At 45.5% G+C, this 17,659-nt stretch carries 13 protein-coding genes; all 13 read right to left on the bottom strand.

The window, feature by feature from the left end:
* Positions 1–50: 50 nt before the first annotated feature.
* The 13 genes from TI10_RS16640 to TI10_RS16695 all read right to left on the bottom strand — a co-directional run bounded on the left by TI10_RS16640 (position 51) and on the right by TI10_RS16695 (position 17,650).
* Complete coding sequence (locus TI10_RS16640) at positions 51–1,055, bottom strand: putative type VI secretion system effector (RefSeq protein ID WP_049584515.1); 1,005 nt, start codon at positions 1,053–1,055, stop codon at positions 51–53.
* Positions 1,052–3,658, bottom strand: coding sequence for a T6SS effector BTH_I2691 family protein (locus TI10_RS16645; protein WP_049584516.1), 2,607 nt, complete (start codon positions 3,656–3,658; stop codon positions 1,052–1,054). Before TI10_RS16645 ends, TI10_RS16640 begins: the two co-directional genes overlap by 4 nt.
* A gap of 100 nt (positions 3,659–3,758) precedes the next feature.
* A complete protein-coding gene (locus TI10_RS16650) occupies positions 3,759–4,250 on the bottom strand; it encodes an Hcp family type VI secretion system effector (protein ID WP_049584517.1) in 492 nt (163 codons plus the stop codon).
* Positions 4,251–5,057: 807 nt separating this feature from the next.
* Positions 5,058–8,426, bottom strand: a complete 3,369-nt coding sequence (locus tag TI10_RS16655; protein WP_049584518.1) for an ImcF-related family protein — start codon at positions 8,424–8,426, stop codon at positions 5,058–5,060.
* 2 nt (positions 8,427–8,428) lie between these two features.
* Complete coding sequence (locus TI10_RS16660) at positions 8,429–9,580, bottom strand: hypothetical protein (protein ID WP_049584519.1); 1,152 nt, start codon at positions 9,578–9,580, stop codon at positions 8,429–8,431.
* 189 nt (positions 9,581–9,769) lie between these two features.
* Positions 9,770–10,234 carry a cytochrome c oxidase assembly factor Coa1 family protein gene (locus TI10_RS16665; protein ID WP_049584520.1) on the bottom strand — a complete coding sequence of 155 codons (465 nt, stop codon included), beginning with the start codon at positions 10,232–10,234 and terminating at the stop codon, positions 9,770–9,772.
* Positions 10,235–10,582: 348 nt separating this feature from the next.
* A complete protein-coding gene (locus TI10_RS26400; protein WP_279615329.1) occupies positions 10,583–10,708 on the bottom strand; it encodes a hypothetical protein in 126 nt (41 codons plus the stop codon).
* Positions 10,705–11,658, bottom strand: a complete 954-nt coding sequence (locus tag TI10_RS16670; RefSeq protein ID WP_075262251.1) for a formylglycine-generating enzyme family protein — start codon at positions 11,656–11,658, stop codon at positions 10,705–10,707. The genes TI10_RS26400 and TI10_RS16670 overlap by 4 nt, the downstream gene beginning before the upstream one ends.
* Positions 11,655–12,599: a formylglycine-generating enzyme family protein gene (locus TI10_RS16675; protein WP_053093470.1), complete on the bottom strand. Its 945-nt coding sequence runs from the start codon at positions 12,597–12,599 to the stop codon at positions 11,655–11,657. Before TI10_RS16675 ends, TI10_RS16670 begins: the two co-directional genes overlap by 4 nt.
* Positions 12,596–13,540: a formylglycine-generating enzyme family protein gene (locus TI10_RS16680; RefSeq protein ID WP_053093471.1), complete on the bottom strand. Its 945-nt coding sequence runs from the start codon at positions 13,538–13,540 to the stop codon at positions 12,596–12,598. Before TI10_RS16680 ends, TI10_RS16675 begins: the two co-directional genes overlap by 4 nt.
* On the bottom strand, positions 13,537–14,481 hold the full coding sequence (locus TI10_RS16685) for a formylglycine-generating enzyme family protein (RefSeq protein ID WP_075262252.1): 945 nt from the start codon (positions 14,479–14,481) through the stop codon (positions 13,537–13,539). The genes TI10_RS16680 and TI10_RS16685 overlap by 4 nt, the downstream gene beginning before the upstream one ends.
* A complete protein-coding gene (locus TI10_RS16690; protein ID WP_074525127.1) occupies positions 14,478–15,437 on the bottom strand; it encodes a formylglycine-generating enzyme family protein in 960 nt (319 codons plus the stop codon). The genes TI10_RS16685 and TI10_RS16690 overlap by 4 nt, the downstream gene beginning before the upstream one ends.
* A complete protein-coding gene (locus TI10_RS16695; RefSeq protein WP_049584521.1) occupies positions 15,434–17,650 on the bottom strand; it encodes a hypothetical protein in 2,217 nt (738 codons plus the stop codon). Before TI10_RS16695 ends, TI10_RS16690 begins: the two co-directional genes overlap by 4 nt.
* Positions 17,651–17,659 lie beyond the last annotated feature (9 nt).

Raw genomic sequence — 17,659 nt, forward strand, 5'->3', positions numbered from 1 at the left:
TTGTTACGTTGTTTTTCATACAGTTAATCTTTTCCATTTAATTACTTAGATCAGTAATAGTAATAATGACTTGCGAAACAAGCTTTATCTGGTAAAACTCTTTCGCTATCTTTACCCGATTCTTTATTCGGTGAATTAGCCTTGATCTCTTTGAGCTTCTTCTTCGTGAATTGGTGAAGGTTGATATCCGTAGGGTTAGGAAAACCTAACACAGTGAAAATTTCTTCGGCTAACTTAACTGTGGGTCTGGGTTTTTTTAGGCGGCAGTAATACGTGCTGGGGGCAAATATCGCTATCATTAAAGCACAAAATGGCAACATGTATTCCAGAAGCATTAAAATGTCTTTCATCATAAAAAAAACATCTGACATTATTAAAAGAATCAGATAAAGTGCAAAAAAACAGCAAGTACAGAATATTTGTTCTTTAGCATCTGAAAGAATGCCCGCCTTACAACGGGGCGTCATAGAAACCACCCTTAATTCGGGATGTGCAATGGCATAAACTACATAATATCCCTCTTGTTCTGTCACCGCTAATTCAACATAATCACCCACTTTTGCTATGGTAAACCCTAACCAGCCATGAAAGGGGATATCATTGATTTTCCCCCGCACAAAATCACAGACATCACTCACCCGAACTGACGTCTGTGAAGTTACAGCCGCCCCTGAACTATTTCCTACCATCGCCAGTAACAGTGCTCCATATTGATCACGTTCCTCCTTACGAGCAAAAGCGACCGGATCATATTCACGATCGGTAAAATAACCAATTACACACAGAGTTTCGAACTCCTCCAATACGCCACTCACTTTGATTAATGGCTTACTGGGCGGTAATTCTGGCGGTGGTGGCTCTTTTGCTAATATTGCATCCAGTTCAGGGATTTTGGCTTGAAGCTCCTCAATCGCTTTTTCTTCCTCCTCTCTATCCTCAGGATAGCGTGGAATTATTATTTCTCTCTTAATCTTTACCGATATATCAATATCTTTTCTTTGACGTTTTATTTCTTCAAAATCAATGGCCGCTTTAAGAGGACGACAGGTACTCATAAGCCCTCCTTAATTGCGTCAGCAAAACTGTTACGTTGTTCTTCACACAGCTTATTTCGCTGCGATTCAAGGTAAATAGATTGCGTGGACTGCAAATTCTTCGCTGGCTCCAAACCAAAAACACAGCTTCGACACCATTTTTGTAAATCATTTTCAGAAAAATATGTCACTAATGCTTCAACCACAAAAACTAAGAGCATCGCTTGCCAACTGCATAGCCAGGCAAAAGTTTCCCATGCTAGAACCCTTGATACTCCTTTAAAAACCAAACCTTTAGGCGAAAGCAATGCCCTCTTTACTAAGACTTCTAATAAACCCTTTAACGGGGTTGTTAATTGTGCAAAATCATAGGCAATTTTAAGACCGTAAAGACCAATAAACTGCCAGCGTCGTCCATTCCACAATTCCGCTCCAAAGTCACTGATATCTGCTCCAAAATTTAATGCAGCAGAAACCGTCCCTGCATTCGTCCCAATAAATTTAATAGTGTTGGCAGCAGCCATATTTTCTATGCCATGCTTAACCATTGGTTCCACAATCTCCATTGTTGTACTCAGTGTACTTAAAAACGCGGCGGTCACCTGAGCCTGGCCCTTAACATCCCCCTTGCTCTCTTTTAACTGATTGGCATACTCCAGCCCATTAAAAAATAAGGCCAATAATTTAATCCGGGATTTTTTTAATACCGGCTCGCCTTCGGCACTTTCAGCGAACTCCTTAAAATTACGCTCATAATCATTCTTCGCTTCAAGTCGAGCTTTTTCTCCTGATTCCTTAAGCTGCTTCAACACCTGTCGCCGGAATAGATCACCCTCTTGAAGCTGTGATACCGACAGTTTCACTGCCCGGCCAAAAGACACCCCTGAAATCACCGAGAATAGTCCCTTACTCAGCATTTCATTGGTGCTATTCAGCACTTTGCCTAAGCGGTTAAAATTAAAGAACCGATCGCCTAACGTCACCAGTCGCCGATCACTGTGCAACATCGCCCGGGCAAAGGTGCTGTTGGATTTGGGCGGCTTTTCCAGCGCTTCATTCGCTTTATCGTAGGCTTCAACCAGTTTTCCACTCAGCGTCGTCACCGTTTTCATAAACACTGAGATGTCCGCCGGTTTTTCATTCCCCTTATTCAGCTTCATCTTCTGTAAAAACCCGTCCATCTCTTTCATCACGTCCGGGTTATTCAGCAATAATGAGCGCCAGACAATATTTTCCGGCGACAGCGCGGAATATTCGTCAATTAAGGCATCTAAATATACACAGCCGGTTTCGGTCACATTCAGCGAAGCAATGGCATAATCCACGGCCTCGCGATAATTAAGGTTGTCCTCCAGTCGGGTGGAATGAAAATCCTGACAACAGGTGATAAACCTACTCTGTTTTAACCAACTCACCCTCAACTGTGCCAGTTGCTCCAGTTTTTGCGCTATATCAGCACAAAGATCAGCATAAGATTGGTTAAATGCCTGTCGCTTAGTCAGATTCAGCTCTGCCGTGTATTTTCCCCAGTCGCTGGCAAACACTTGGTTGTCCAATTTAAGCGTATTACGAGTAACATCTTCTTTAAGTTTTACAAGATCTTGAGCGGAAGCATGTCCAGAAATCATCGCTGAGATCATGTCAAAATTTCGTTCTGCTTTTTCTTCCGAGTGACTTGTCCTCAATTGGCGCAACTGATTCTCCACCCCATTTAATAAACTGTCGGTCATAAACTCAATCGACAATTCATCCAGAAAAGTTTTATGCTCCCCGACAATATCATCACTCCAGCCCGCTAATTCATGCGCTATCCCGATCGGATCATGCAACGCGATTAACACCGGCGAGACCGGCTTGCCATCCGTGTCCCGCCCGCGTTTTTGCATCGCTCTGACCGTAATGTCCGCACATCCCGCTCGTTTACTACTCCACGGATACAACGTGCCCCGCGGTTTCACCTCTCCGTAATAAACTTTATAGTAGGGCGCTTCTTTCATTGTCCCGCAGATACGCGTCGCTTTCGGATTACAGGGCAGAAGATATTTAGCGGAGTCACCGTCCTCTGGATGGTAATCCATCACATGACTCAGGTTCTCTACCGTCGCCTGAGCAATCCCCACCCCTTCCGGCACCCCGCGCCACTGCCACGGTTTCACGCACTGCATCCGCTTTTCCCGCGCTTCGCGGTTGTTGTGATAATACTCAATGGTCTCCCGACTCCAGGCAGAGGGAGTGAAAGCCAACCAGGTTTCCTGACGCAAGGCGATATCTCTTAGCGCAATAAATTCCATATTGGCGCTCTGATGGGTCGGCGCACGACAATCTGAGGTTTTCTTGGGAGAGACGCCAAAAGGGGCACAAAACTGTTGCCACAGCGCCCCATCCTCGCTAACACTCCAGGCATCCCAACTCTCCGGTTCATCTAATCCGGCATTAGTATAATAGACATACAAAAACCCCTGCCGTAAGGCACGCAGCGCATAGTGATAGCCCAGTGCCAAAGGTTCTGGCGTTTCGGCCCAAGCCGGCAAGGTTTCCGAAACATTATCAGGCACCACGGTATAACGCACCGGCAGCAGCGCCGGTCCGGTGGACTCACACGTCCAACAAAATGATTGATTCATCACAACATCTCCTGTTCTTCCGAAGGAAGACAGGCACCGCAATCATACCGGCGCCTGTTAGATTCAAAGTGGCTGGCATAACCGCCAGCCCGTCAACCCATTACGCCTGATTGCGCTCATTCCACGCATCAGAGTGAATGATGTTGCCGTCTTTGTACGTCCAGGTGATTTTTTCGTAACGAAGCTCGACACGTTCCAGATGGTTGTGCTTCTCTTTAGTCGGATCTTTGATGTCATGCATCAACGGCGCCACTTTTACCACCTTCACGTTGTTCAGATGAGTGATGAAATAGACCTTCTCCTGACCAGCATCATCAATTTGGTACCACTTGAATTCCGCCGATTTCAGGGTCTGACCAGACGTCACCGCTTTATACAGATACGGGCTAGACGCATCGACCTCTTTAGTGAACACCAACGGCGCATGCACACGAGTGCCGGTCAGCTTGCCGGTATTGTTATCCGTCGGGATATGTAACGCATGTTCCAGCGCCACCACCTCGATACTGCCCTCCCGGTTGTGTACATCCACCGAGCCTTTAATGTCGGCGCCGCCATCATCTTTCAACCATAAATACGCAGGGATTGCCATACCCATAACTCCTCTATTATTGAATGGGTAATGCCACCAATATCGGTGACGTGATTAAAACCCCAACCGAATACATTCTCGGTTTTCATCCCCAGTAAATTCGGGGAACAGTCAATAGATGCCGGTATTTCCTTATTCAGCAGTTAACCGGGAGAAGAATAATCATATAGCCTGGCACATGCGTTTAAATTAATAGATCCATTAACTACATAGACAGTTACTGAATAATCTATATCCTCCATGCGAGTGCATATTAAAATCAAGTCTTTTTTTATCAAATAGCACAATATGTTTAATATCAACCGCGAAATTCATTATATTTAAACCAATTCTAAACAGGATTTAATTTGTTGATATAAAAAGGTTGCATTGATTTAAATAATATAAACCCCATTCACCCTTCTGATATTCATCTCTTTCAAAATTATCGAAATAAAGTCTATTTTTATATTACTTTCAATATGTTATCCAATATTCAATTACAATGCCGGCATGATTACATCATCCAGATTATGATTAATAGTCACTCTCATCAATACGTTACTAATGCGTAAAAAAGAATAATTCTCAGTTATATTCTGCGAATGAGAATAGATTGCATTATTTAGCCTCATTCCATCAATAACAGATTAACCCTGATTCAGGCCAGCAATGACCCTGCCTTATAATAAAGCCTCACAGATAAATAGGAATATCACGACGATATGATTATAAAATATTGAAACCGAATGAATGGCAGAACTCAGTGACCTATTCCGGTAATATCACACCATTTATCACCTCCAGTTTATTCCGTCAAATAAGCGATTATTCCGCCTCCCAGTCGTTATTATTTATCCCCGATTCAGCCAGAGTATTTCCCCTATTCTCTACAAAAATCGTTTTCGGTAATATAAAACCCCGCAGTTTCAGCAATGCCAGCGGCCCTTTCCCCACTTCGGTACGCAATACCCAAGTCAGCGGTAACCCCTCCGGCGTGGTAAACCTCAGCCGGTAACGACTGTCATCCAGCATCTGCACTTGTGCCGCCTCCAGCCAGCGCACCAATCCCCATGCCCCCGGATACTCCCCATACAGCCGCGCACCGGTATTCACGCCGGTCCAGGTCAGCACCACCCCGGGATTATCCTCCCCGCCCGGCCAGCGTAAACGCTGCCAGCTCTCCATCTGGTTAAAGTAACGCAACCGCTGACTATCTATCGTCAGGTCCGTTTCCGCCACATCACGCACCGGTTTCGCTCGCAGTTCAAATCGTATTCCCTCGCTGCCGTTAGCAAACAGCACATCCGCGACCTGACTCAGTTGATTTATTGCGGTTAAAAAGGCCGGGTTAATACGCAGTCCCTGACTGTTCACTTCATCCACCACCCAGTGTTTACCTTCTTTATGCAGCACCCCGCCTAACTGATTGTGCAGAAACTGCTCTATCCGCCCGCTGTCGGCCCGAATAAACTGCCCCAGCATCGGCAAAGAAGCCTCATCTTGTCCCGCTACAAACGGGTAACGCCCGTCAAAGTCGGTCTGCCAGTCCATCGCCACCGCCGACTGCCATTGCGCATTCAGACTGGCCGCCGCCGGCTCTAACACCGTCTGCCACGCCTGCGTTAACGGCTGCACAAACATCGTCTGACCAAATCCGTTCCACTCCGCTCCCAAACTGGCGGCTATCAAACTGCCGTAGGTCCGCGTGTCTGTCAGTTCCACGCTTTTCCCCTGAAACACGCTCTGCGCCAGCGCTTCCATCACCGCCGGCGGGTCATCGGTATTCGCCAGGTGTTGCAGCGCCAGACGCACCCGGGTCACCCGCGTCAGAAAGGTTTGCAGACTCAGTGACGGGTCCGCCGTCAGCCCGTTTTCCGCACTACTTTTGCCCATCAGCGCTAATAACGGACCAAACGCGTTATCCAGCGGCCCCGGCTGCATCCGGGTCTGGTCGTCAATCACCGGCCGCTTATTTTTCTGGAACAGGTTTTGTGCCGACTTCACCAGCGAATCCGCCAGCGCCGTGTCCTGACGCCCGGTTTCTCCCTGATAAGCCAGCGTGTCCATCAGGGCAATCAGCGGCGACTGACGCACATCCGCCATCAGGGTTAACTGGTCCAGGGTGTCGGACAGGTTATGCGGTTTATTCCAGCGCAGACTGTTGAGGAAGCGCAGCCACGCCCCGGCGAAGTCAGTAAAATAACGTGCCGTCAATCGCGCTTTCAGCTCCGCCGGCGACACCGCCTTCAATACCGGCTGACGGCCATCACTCAACACCCAGTCAATCTCCTCCTGCCGGGACGCCGCCGCCTGCGCTATCGCTTTTTTTACCTGCCCTTCCCACGCCTGACGGGTAAACATCCCCGGCACCACTTCACGGGTGGTAAACAGGCGGCTCGCATCCGTCGCCCCGGTCATCTGCGCCAGCCTGAAATCCCCGTAACTGCGGGCCGCCTGTTGCAGCATTTTCTGGTACAGCATGCTCTCCGCATGACGCTGCCCAAGCTGATTGAGCAATATCTGACGCACTTCACCAACCAGCCCGTTATCCACACTGATTTTCCACTCCGGGTGGCGCGGTAAGTTCTCCGCGTAAAAAGTCAGCAGCGATTCGCCGGTGTTTCGCCACAGGCCGTCCGTCACCCCGGCCCGGCGCGGCCAGTCCGCCATCAGTACCCGGCTCATCACCGCCGCATCCGCTTTTTCCGGCCGCGCCATCATCAGATACACTTTCAACTGGTTATACGCCGATGTGATACGCTGATGACGCTGTGCGCTGCCCGCCGGTAAATTCACCAGTTCAGTCAGACGCTGATGGAGCAACCGGGCAGCGGCATCACGTATCAGTTCGGCATTATTACGCTGATACACCGGCCACATCGCTTTCAACAAGGCTTCATTCTGATTCAGCCCGAAACGGCTGTACCACGGCGTTCCGTGCGCTGACTGGCGCTGCAACCGGTCAATCTGCAATTGTAAGTCATGCTGACTGAGCAGACGGGCCGATAAGGTTCCCTGCCGGTCACTGGCCTGACTGATGCGTTCACGACTGACCGCTATCTGATGACGGTTAACCCCAAATGCAGTCACACTGCCCACGCCCCACAGCGCCGCCAGCGCTATCACCCCCCACTGGGCGCTTTTCTCCCACGGGAAACCCACCGCCTGTCCCCGGATATCACGTACCTGTTCCAGCACCCCGTCCCAACTGGCATCCACCAGCCAGCCATGCTCCACCATCCCGGACGGCACCGGCAGCGGTAGACTGAACGTTATTCCCGCCAGCACTAGCGGCGGCCGGTCTAACAACGGCGTCAACTGCCCGACCAGACGCGTTACCCCGCCATCCCGCAAAGACTGCGCCAGTCGCAACAGAAAATCGTGACGGTTTTCCGCTATCGCCTGTTCCATGCCCCGGTTCGCCAGCGTTGATATCAGGCCGTCCAGACTCTGCGCCAGCCTCTCCGGCGTTTCCCCTTCTGACAGAAAACAGCCCACCGTCTGGGTTGGCCGGTCGCGTTGGTCCCAGTGGCTGTGACGCACATTCCACACATACACCGGCGCCTGCCAGCCCAACTGTCGGCCCTGTTTCTCCAGCATGCGCAACGCGGTCTCTATCTGCGTCCGCTGGCTGAGCTGGTCTTCGGTCATCACCCACACCACGCCATCCAGCGGGCGACGGCGACGCAGTTGGCGCAACGCCTGTAACTGCGCTTTATCCGGCGGCGTCTGCAAACTGCCGCCCCACAGCAACAGGTTGTGCTCGCCCTCTTGCCATTTCTGCTGAACGAGGCCAGGAGCTATCTGATCTACTTCTTGATCTTCGCCCATCACCAGTAAGATACGTACTTTGTTACGCCAAAAGCGACCATAACGTCGGCTGAGGTGATAATTGATCATCTCCCTATTTTCATCCTCAGAGGTATAAATTTTTAACCGCTCTTCTCTGGCCGGGCGCATACCTTGCTGCTCGATTTCCCTTCTGATGTATTCCTGCCGATAGATCCCAACGATTACCGGAAAAAGACGCAATACACTAAAGATCAATACAGATAATCCCCAAGCAAATATCTTTTTATCATTTTCATCCAATCCGATTTTTTCACCGTAAAACCAGATACAAAATGCCAATACAGAAGCAACAGCGATAAATAGCAGTGCATTACCAATTTTGGTCCATTTATTACCGATCATTTTTATTCTTCCTCCCATGCCTGAACGGTATTTACTGTCCAGTTACGATCATTTTTCGCTAAAACTAAATAATTCCCTGAATGGTATTGAGACAAATCAATCGCCAACCCGGTTGCCAACCAATAAGCGCCCGGACCAGCCAGACCAATAAACTTTTCAATATTTTTAATTCGTTCCAGTTTTAATGCTGCATTCTGTTCTTTAATCACTGGCATAATTTGTGAAGTATAGGAATACATATCGTTATCACTCCCTAACATACCTATGGCTTCTTTCGTTGATAATTGGGTATTAATAAAGGTTTTAAATTGTTGTTCAAAATTTTCAGAGTCAATTTCCATCGGTCGATAAATTCTGGCTTTCTCAGTCAATTCAAATTTCTGCGCCAAGTCATCGGTTGCCATAAGCAATACCCCTAAGCCTTCTGAAAATCGTCCAGTATTTTCAATTTGCAGCAATATTAGCAATTGCACTTCACTGGCAGGATCTTTTAACCAATGTTCAATATGCATTGCCGACAAATAAGGCACTAGATTTAATTGAGACAATGGCTTACGAGACGGAAAAATCGATTGCCACTTTTCTTGCAATATCATTTTTAATTTCTCATATTCTTGTGCAGATTCATGAGTGATAACCGTTGCGCAGATTGGTCTATCCGGGGGGATATCAGAGATAGCCTTTTCAGCGCTGTGTAATAATATCTTCACTGAATCACGCCATTTATTCTCTGACCATGAAAAATAGTCTATTACTTTTTTTTCACCATATTGAACGGCAATTTTCGGCTCTTCCTGCACGATAGTCCCGGCGGTTACTTTCTCCGGAAAAAATACACTATTGTGTAACACAGACATATATCGACTGGCCCAGACTTGCCACTCTCTATCAATATGTTGTCGCTCTTGATGCCAAAAATGATATATCTCCAACCGATAACCAAAGAGATATAATCGCAGTCCAAATGCAGCCAGCCATATTAGGCCCACCGCACCAAAGATTATCCACCACTGTTGCAGTCTGATATATCCAGACCATAACACATAGCAAGTCATACCGATGCAAATAATAAGCATGCCTGAAACCAGCCAATGCCATAATACAGGAGAGACAGGTTCCTGCTGGATTGCGATTACAGGTTTATTCCAGCTCATACTTTTACCTTTATAGAAAACATTTGCAATAACCTGACAATGACATAGCGAAAACGATATTTTATGATTCAGAATAAAATATCATTGACTCTATGTTTCTCTATTTTCTCTTTTAAGAATGATTATCATTAACTTCCAATTAAATTGGCTCAAAAGAATTTCAATAATACGATATAAAGAAAATAATCTTTATTTCATGGAATTACCGCCCGCCAGTACATCGATCAACTGCTCGCCTGAATCAGGTTGAACCGTAATACTTTTATATCGCCAATGTCCTGCATGTTTATCTGCATCAACATACACCGTACCACCAGATCGATTTCCTGTTATAGGAATTTCAAATCCCGCTTCACTCTCGCTAATACTGCCAGAAACAAACCAGCCTGCTTCAATTGGCTGGCCTAAAACACTTTTCACCGCAGGATTAGATTGCGCCAGCGATAATGCTTTTTTATAGGGTTCTGAGGATTTCATTGCGCCTATGACAATGGTAAATACACCTGCAACTAAAACCGGAATAAAACAGACAATCATCCATTTCCATTTACGCACCACCCAACTGCGTTCTCCAGAAAGAGAGAGCATTCCCGTCGTTGCTTCGTCATCCGATAAACTCCACTCTTTTTGTATCGTTACATTTTTTTCTTTCATCTCTTTAATACCTTTTCATTCGGGCGAAATGCCACGTTATCTTATGTTCGAACTTCTTATTCCATCAGATATAGGGCAGAACCCTATTTACAGTTTTTTACAACTCATTTAACTATTGCTTATTTTCCTCTTTAATCGTGAAAGCAAAACCCATCGCCATTTCATAATGGTTATCATTATCCTTTCCTCATATAGCGACGTTACTGTTTTGTTTATTTAACTCTTTTTCTCCTTTTCAAGGATCATTCTATTCAGTTATTGGCTTCTCCTTACAACCATAGAAACTAGTTAGATTCAAAATCGTGTTTTTAGTTCAAAAAAAATTCATCACACAGAGAAAATCTTAACTCACAGATAAAGCGTGCCTTTCTTCAATCCCCTTTTACCCTTGCCATTGTTGTACTCCGGTGAATGTTGATAATCGCTTTCTGAACACTCGTCATTATCCAGTTCAGCTCCGAGTATGCTTTTCATGATTTTGCTATTCCCTGTTTATTAAGCTGGTTCACTGTCGGCTTTTCTCCGTCATGTGAATCTTTTAAATCTAAAGTTGAATGCTTGGTTTCAGGGTAGTTAATTACACAACGGAAACCATAGCCTGGAGAATTAACTTTATATTTTTTTAATGACACACTATTTCTTGCCACCGTTGTGCTATTCAGTACCCCCCCAACTCCTAGTCCTACATAGCCTCTCACAACCTTTTTATCACCATGCTCAGGCCCTTGTGGGTTATGTTCTGGTGAACGCTGATAATAGTCTTCGGCATACCAATCATTGATCCAGTCAATGCCATTACCCATCATGTCGTACAACCCCAGAGGATTCGGTGGAAAAGATCCCACCGGGCTATTACTTGAAGAGAACCCCTTTTCTTCATCGTAATAGTTATCACTGCTAGCAAAGATAAATAATTGACCTCGACTGCGCGCCGCATACTCCCATTGCGCCTCTGTCGGCAAATCTCCCCTCTTACCGCTTACTTTGCCCAGCCACTGGCAATAATCTTTAGCATCCTGCCAGTCTACTGAAGCCGGATAGTTATCACCTGTACTCTCGACAAAATACTGAGAAATCCTATTTTGTCTCAGTTTGTTATACGTTGCCGTTTTCGGCAGATCCAGAATCTCTCGGTAGCGATTAAATTGCCCCCAAGTCACCTTGTATTTAGCAATGCTAAAACTGTTCAGTGTTACTTTATGTTCATATTTATTATCTATATCTGAGTTGTAAAACAGGTTGTCACCGTCGCGCATGCCAAAATCCCCCATCATAAAACTGCCCCCTTTCACCGGCACCATTTCTGCCAAAGCTTCTTTCACCAAAGCCTGCTGTTCTGTCTGAATTTTCTTTTTATCTTTACAACCCGCCAGTGTTAGTAATACCAAACCAGCCACTAAGGGATAACAAAGTATGCTTTTCATGATTTCGCTACTCCCTGTTTATCAGACTGACTCATTGCCGGCTTTTCTCTGTTATCAGAATCTTTTAAATCTAAAGTTGAATTCTTGGTTTCAGAGTAGTTAACTACACAACGGAAACCGTAGCCCGGTGGATTAATTTTAGGGTTTTCAAAATAATTTAGCGCTCTCTTATATCGATTAATAACCAAATTGTCTTGGTTATCATCACCAACAGATCCTCTTAACACCTTTTCCTTTCCTTTTTCAGGACCTTTCGGATTGTGCTCCGGTGAATACTGATAATAATCCGCAGCATACCAGTCATTGATCCAGTCCATACCATTCCCCATCATATCGTATAGCCCTAGTAGATTAGGTGGATAAGAACCAATCGGACGAATACCCCCCGTAAAATTTTTATTCAGTTCATACACATTATTATTGTTGGCAAAAATAAATAACTGACCACGACTACGGGCCGCATACTCCCATTGTGCTTCTGTCGGTAAATCGACTTTTTTACCGCTCACTTTACCTAGCCACTGACAATAATCTTTAGCCTCCTGCCAATACACCGAAGCTGGATAATCCCTCCCTGTTAATGATTGATAAATATCAGCCTTCTTAAAGTGTTGGTAGAACTTATTCTCAGGCAATCCCTGAATTGCTCGATAACGATTAAACTGCTCCCAAGTCACCCGGTATTTAGAAATACTAAAACTATCCAGCGTTACCTTATGTTCAGGTTTGTTATCCTGATCCAAGCTATAAGGTAGATGTTCATACACCCGATGGCCAAAATCCCCCATCATAAAACTGCCACCTTCCACCGGCACCATTTCCGCCAATGCTTCTTTCACCAAAGCCTGCTGTTCTGTCTGAATTTTCTTTTTATCTTTACAACCCGCCAGTGTTAGTAATACCAAACCAGCCACTAAGGGATAACAGTGTTTTCTTTTCATGATTTTGCTCCTCCCTGTTTATCAGGGTGGCTCATTACCGGCTTTTCTCTGTTATCAGAATCTTTTAAATCTAAAGTTGAATTCTTGGTTTCAGAGTAGTTAACTACACAACGGAAACCGTAGCCCGGTGGATTAATTTTAGGGTTTTCAAAATAATTTAGCGCTCTCTTATATCGATTAATAACCAAATTGTCTTGGTTATCATCACCAACAGATCCTCTTAACACCTTTTCCTTTCCTTTTTCAGGACCTTTCGGATTGTGCTCCGGTGAATACTGATAATAATCCGCAGCATACCAGTCATTGATCCAGTCCATACCATTCCCCATCATATCGTATAGCCCTAGTAGATTAGGTGGATAAGAACCAATCGGACGAATACCCCCCGTAAAATTTTTATTCAGTTCATACACATTATTATTGTTGGCAAAAATAAATAACTGACCACGACTACGGGCCGCATACTCCCATTGTGCTTCTGTCGGTAAATCGACTTTTTTACCGCTCACTTTACCTAGCCACTGACAATAATCTTTAGCCTCCTGCCAATACACCGAAGCTGGATAATCCCTCCCTGTTAATGATTGATAAATATCAGCCTTCTTAAAGTGTTGGTAGAACTTATTCTCAGGCAATCCCTGAATTGCTCGATAACGATTAAACTGCTCCCAAGTCACCCGGTATTTAGAAATACTAAAACTATCCAGCGTTACCTTATGTTCAGGTTTGTTATCCTGATCCAAGCTATAAGGTAGATGTTCATACACCCGATGGCCAAAATCCCCCATCATAAAACTGCCACCTTCCACCGGCACCATTTCCGCCAATGCTTCTTTCACCAAAGCCTGCTGTTCTGTCTGAATTTTCTTTTTATCTTTACAACCCGCCAGTGTTAGTAATACCAAACCAGCCACTAAGGGATAACAAAGTATGCTTTTCATGATTTCGCTACTCCCTGTTTATCAGACTGACTCATTGCCGGCTTTTCTCTGTTATCAGAATCTTTTAAATCCACAGTTGAATTCTTGGTTTCAGAGTAGTTAACTACACAACGGAAACCGTAGCCCGGTGGGTAGCTCTTATGTTTTTCAAAGTAATTTAAATCTACTTTGTCACGACTAATAACCAAATTATCCTGGTCACTATCACCAACAGATCCTCTTAATACTTTTTCATTTCCCTTTTCAGGCCCTCGTGGATTATATTCTGGTGAGTACCGATAATAATCTGCGGCATACCAATCATTCACCCAATCCTGTCCATTACCCATCATATCGTACAATCCTAGCGGATTTGGCGGATAAGAGCCGACAGGACGCATATCCCCTGTAAAATTTTTATTCAGTTCATACACATTATTATTGTTGGCAAAAATAAATAACTGACCACGACTACGGGCCGCATACTCCCATTGTGCTTCTGTCGGTAAATCGACTTTTTTACCGCTCACTTTACCTAGCCACTGACAATAATCTTTAGCCTCCTGCCAATACACCGAAGCTGGATAATCCCTCCCTGTTAATGATTGATAAATATCAGCCTTCTTAAAGTGTTGGTAGAACTTATTCTCAGGCAATCCCTGAATTGCTCGATAACGATTAAACTGCTCCCAAGTCACCCGGTATTTAGAAATACTAAAACTATCCAGCGTTACCTTATGTTCAGGTTTGTTATCCTGATCCAAGCTATAAGGTAGATGTTCATACACCCGATGGCCAAAATCCCCCATCATAAAACTGCCACCTTCCACTGGCACCATTTCCGCCAATGCTTCTTTCACCAAAGCCTGCTGCTCTGCCTGAATTTTCTTTTTATCTTTACAACCCGCCAATGTTAGTAATACCAAACCAGCCACTAAGGGATAACAAAGTATGCTTTTCATGATTTCGCTACTCCCTGTTTATCAGACTGACTCATTGCCGGCTTTTCTCTGTTATCAGAATCTTTTAAATCTAAAGTTGAATGCTTGGTTTCAGGTAAATTAACTGCACAGCGGAAGCCGTAGCCTGGGGGATTAGTTTTAGGATTCTCAAAGTAATCCAAGGCTCTCTTATCGCGATTAATAACATGATTACCCCATATATCAGCCCCCACCGGCCCCCTGATTACCTTTTCTTTCCCTGTTTCAGGGCCTTGAGGGTTATGCTCTGGCGAGTACTGATAGTAATTGGCAGCATACCAATCATTCACCCAATCATGCCCATTACCCATCATGTCATACAGCCCCAGCGGATTAGGCGGATAAGAACCGACCGGACGAATATCTCCCGTAAAATTTTTATTCGGCTCATACACATTATTATTGTTGGCAAAAATAAATAACTGACCGCGACTACGGGCTGCATACTCCCATTGTGCTTCCGTTGGTAAATCAACCGGCTCACCACTCACTCTCCCCAACCACTGGCAATAATCCTTAGCCTCCTGCCAGTACACCGAAGCCGGATATTTTTCTCCTAGCAGTGCTTGATAAGATTCATATTCTTTCCCAAACTTTTTAAAGTGCTGATAGAAATCATTCTCTGGTAACCCAAGAATTTCCCGATAACGATTAAACTGCCCCCAAGTCACCCGGTATTTAGAAATGCTAAAACTATCCAGCGTTACCTTATGTTCGGGTTTGTTATCCTGATCCAAGCTATAAGGTAGATGTTCATACACCCGGCGACCAAAATCCCCCATCATAAAACTGCCACCTTCCACTGGCACCATTTCCGCCAATGCTTCTTTCACCAAAGCCTGCTGTTCTGTCTGAATTTTCTTTTTATCTTTACAACCCGCCAATGTTAGTAATACCAAACCAGCCACTAAGGGATAACAATGTTTTCTTTTCATCATTTAAACATCCTCACATAACGGTGCTGCTCAACAACCACCTGTGTAATACTTTTAAACAACTCTGCATTTACCGGTTTCAGCGGTTCATTTAAGCTTTTCGCTACCTCAGCACTAGCGGGCAACCAGTTATAAATATCTTTCAAATTTTTTGCATAATGACTAGGTTCAATAATGACTTTAGCCGCAAAGGGAACAAACTTATCACTACTCCCATAGACTCGTGGAGCTTCACCTTGACCTAAAAAGGCAACCACTTTCTCCTCTCCCGCCTTCCAGGCACTTATTCCTCCATCGTGATCTTCTCCTCCTCCACCCGGCACCTTATGCAAATTCTTCATCACCTTTTCGTAGTCGCGTTTTGATTGCACCCATTTCAGTACCGCCAATATTGCCCGTTTACGCGCACTGAATACCGTCATAAATTCCCCCTTTAATTCACGATTACTGGCTGGACTCGCTACTTCATCCCAGAAATTAGTTTCAATTAACGCGGCAATCATTGCCCCGCGAGTTTCCGGTGGCGCATATTTCAGTACGTCCCCTTGGCTATCATTAATCTTCTCCATTAATGCCACCCGTTTTTCCTTGTCACTCCAAGAGGCAAATAAGTCATCTTTCAAATCGCTAAATGTATTTCTTAACGCTATCTCTCCCAACTTCAACAACGGCATCATACAAAACGCGTAATAATGCTCCTCAATCATCAGCTCCAACATCTTCACATAATCCATATTGCGCAACATATAGGCCAGACATGGCATAAACTCTTCCCATATCGCCTCGCCATCAATATCAAAACTGACCGCCCCTTTACCGCCAACACCCCAACACAGACCACCTTTGGCAACGACGCGAATACGGCCATCCCGATAACTAAACGACACAATGCCGCTGAAACCCGCACCTGCCTGTAATGTCACGCCAACACTCACTTTCGCCAGCGGCCGAAATGCCATTGGATTCTTTTCCGGGTTTTTCCACATCAGGCCGCCACTAACATTGGCGCTGCACTCTGCCCCGACAAACATACTCAGTTCCTCACCACTATTTGACCCTTCCAACAGCTTAGATACATCCACCTTGCGACGACCCGGTATACCATTGCCATCCAGCGCCATCTGTACCGGTACCCCTTTCGCTACATCCCCTTTCAGGTTGACACCCGCCTCAATCCCCAAACTGGCCCCCACGCTGCCCGATAGGGTCAGCGTCAGATCAAACCGCCACATTCCCAACACGCCTTCGCTGCCATCCTTGCGCGGATAGCACAGCTTCACCCCTGTTCTGTCCGGCAGATAGAGCGTCGCTCTGGTTCGCGACTCCGCCAACGCAAAATTGGCATAAAAATTAATTTTCCCTGATCCATCCAACAGCCCTTTCAGGCCATTCTTGCTGATTTCCAACGGATTCAGTGAAGCTTTAGCTCCCGCGCCGTAAGACCAGCGCATCAGTTGTGATTGTGAATCAAACGCAATATGTTCCCCTTCATACGGAGATGTTTTCAGGCTGTTATTCAGGTCTTGCGCCCACTTCCCCCAAACACCGCTGTGATCATCAATCAACTTCACATCCAGTACCGTTAATGAAGGTTTGAGTTTTTTAATTTGCGATTCCAGCTTCTTCCCATCTATTTCCATTCGGGTACGGCTGTTGCCCTCTTTATCCGTGTACGGCACTTCCCGTAAAAAGCTTTTACCACCGCCTTTCTTATCCTGATCATTCAGCTTATAGCGCCGCCAGTGGCTTTTAATTTTGTCCGACCTAACATAGGTGTATTTGTAACCCTGATAGCCTTTATCCATCGCTATCAGTTCCGTGATACCAATCGCGCTTTTTTTAGCGTTTTCATCCAATAACGTAGTTTTGGGTAAATTTTCCGGCGGACTTAATGTGGTTAACTGATTGCGTAATCGTTCACAAGCCCCATTCAATTCGTCATAAGCGGCTTTTAGCTGCACTTCTTGCCCGTAAGCAGGCGCCATTGTCTGCTGAGTACACTGTTCTGTCAGAGCGCTTAACCGCTGTTCTGCCTCAATGCGCTGTTCCACGCAGCGACTCAAAAAGTTATGTTCCTCCACCAAGGAGTGGACATCTTCTTTATCCACAAAAATCAAGGTTTCACTGTCAGGGTGAAAATAAATTGCGGGCTCCGCTTTTATATACACATCGGTGTTCTGCGGTTTTACCCCTGTTTTTCCGGTCGATACAGCCATACGGTTTTT

Origin of the sequence: Photorhabdus luminescens subsp. luminescens, from assembly GCF_001083805.1 — a bacterium.
Taxonomy (GTDB): Bacteria; Pseudomonadota; Gammaproteobacteria; order Enterobacterales; family Enterobacteriaceae; genus Photorhabdus; species Photorhabdus luminescens.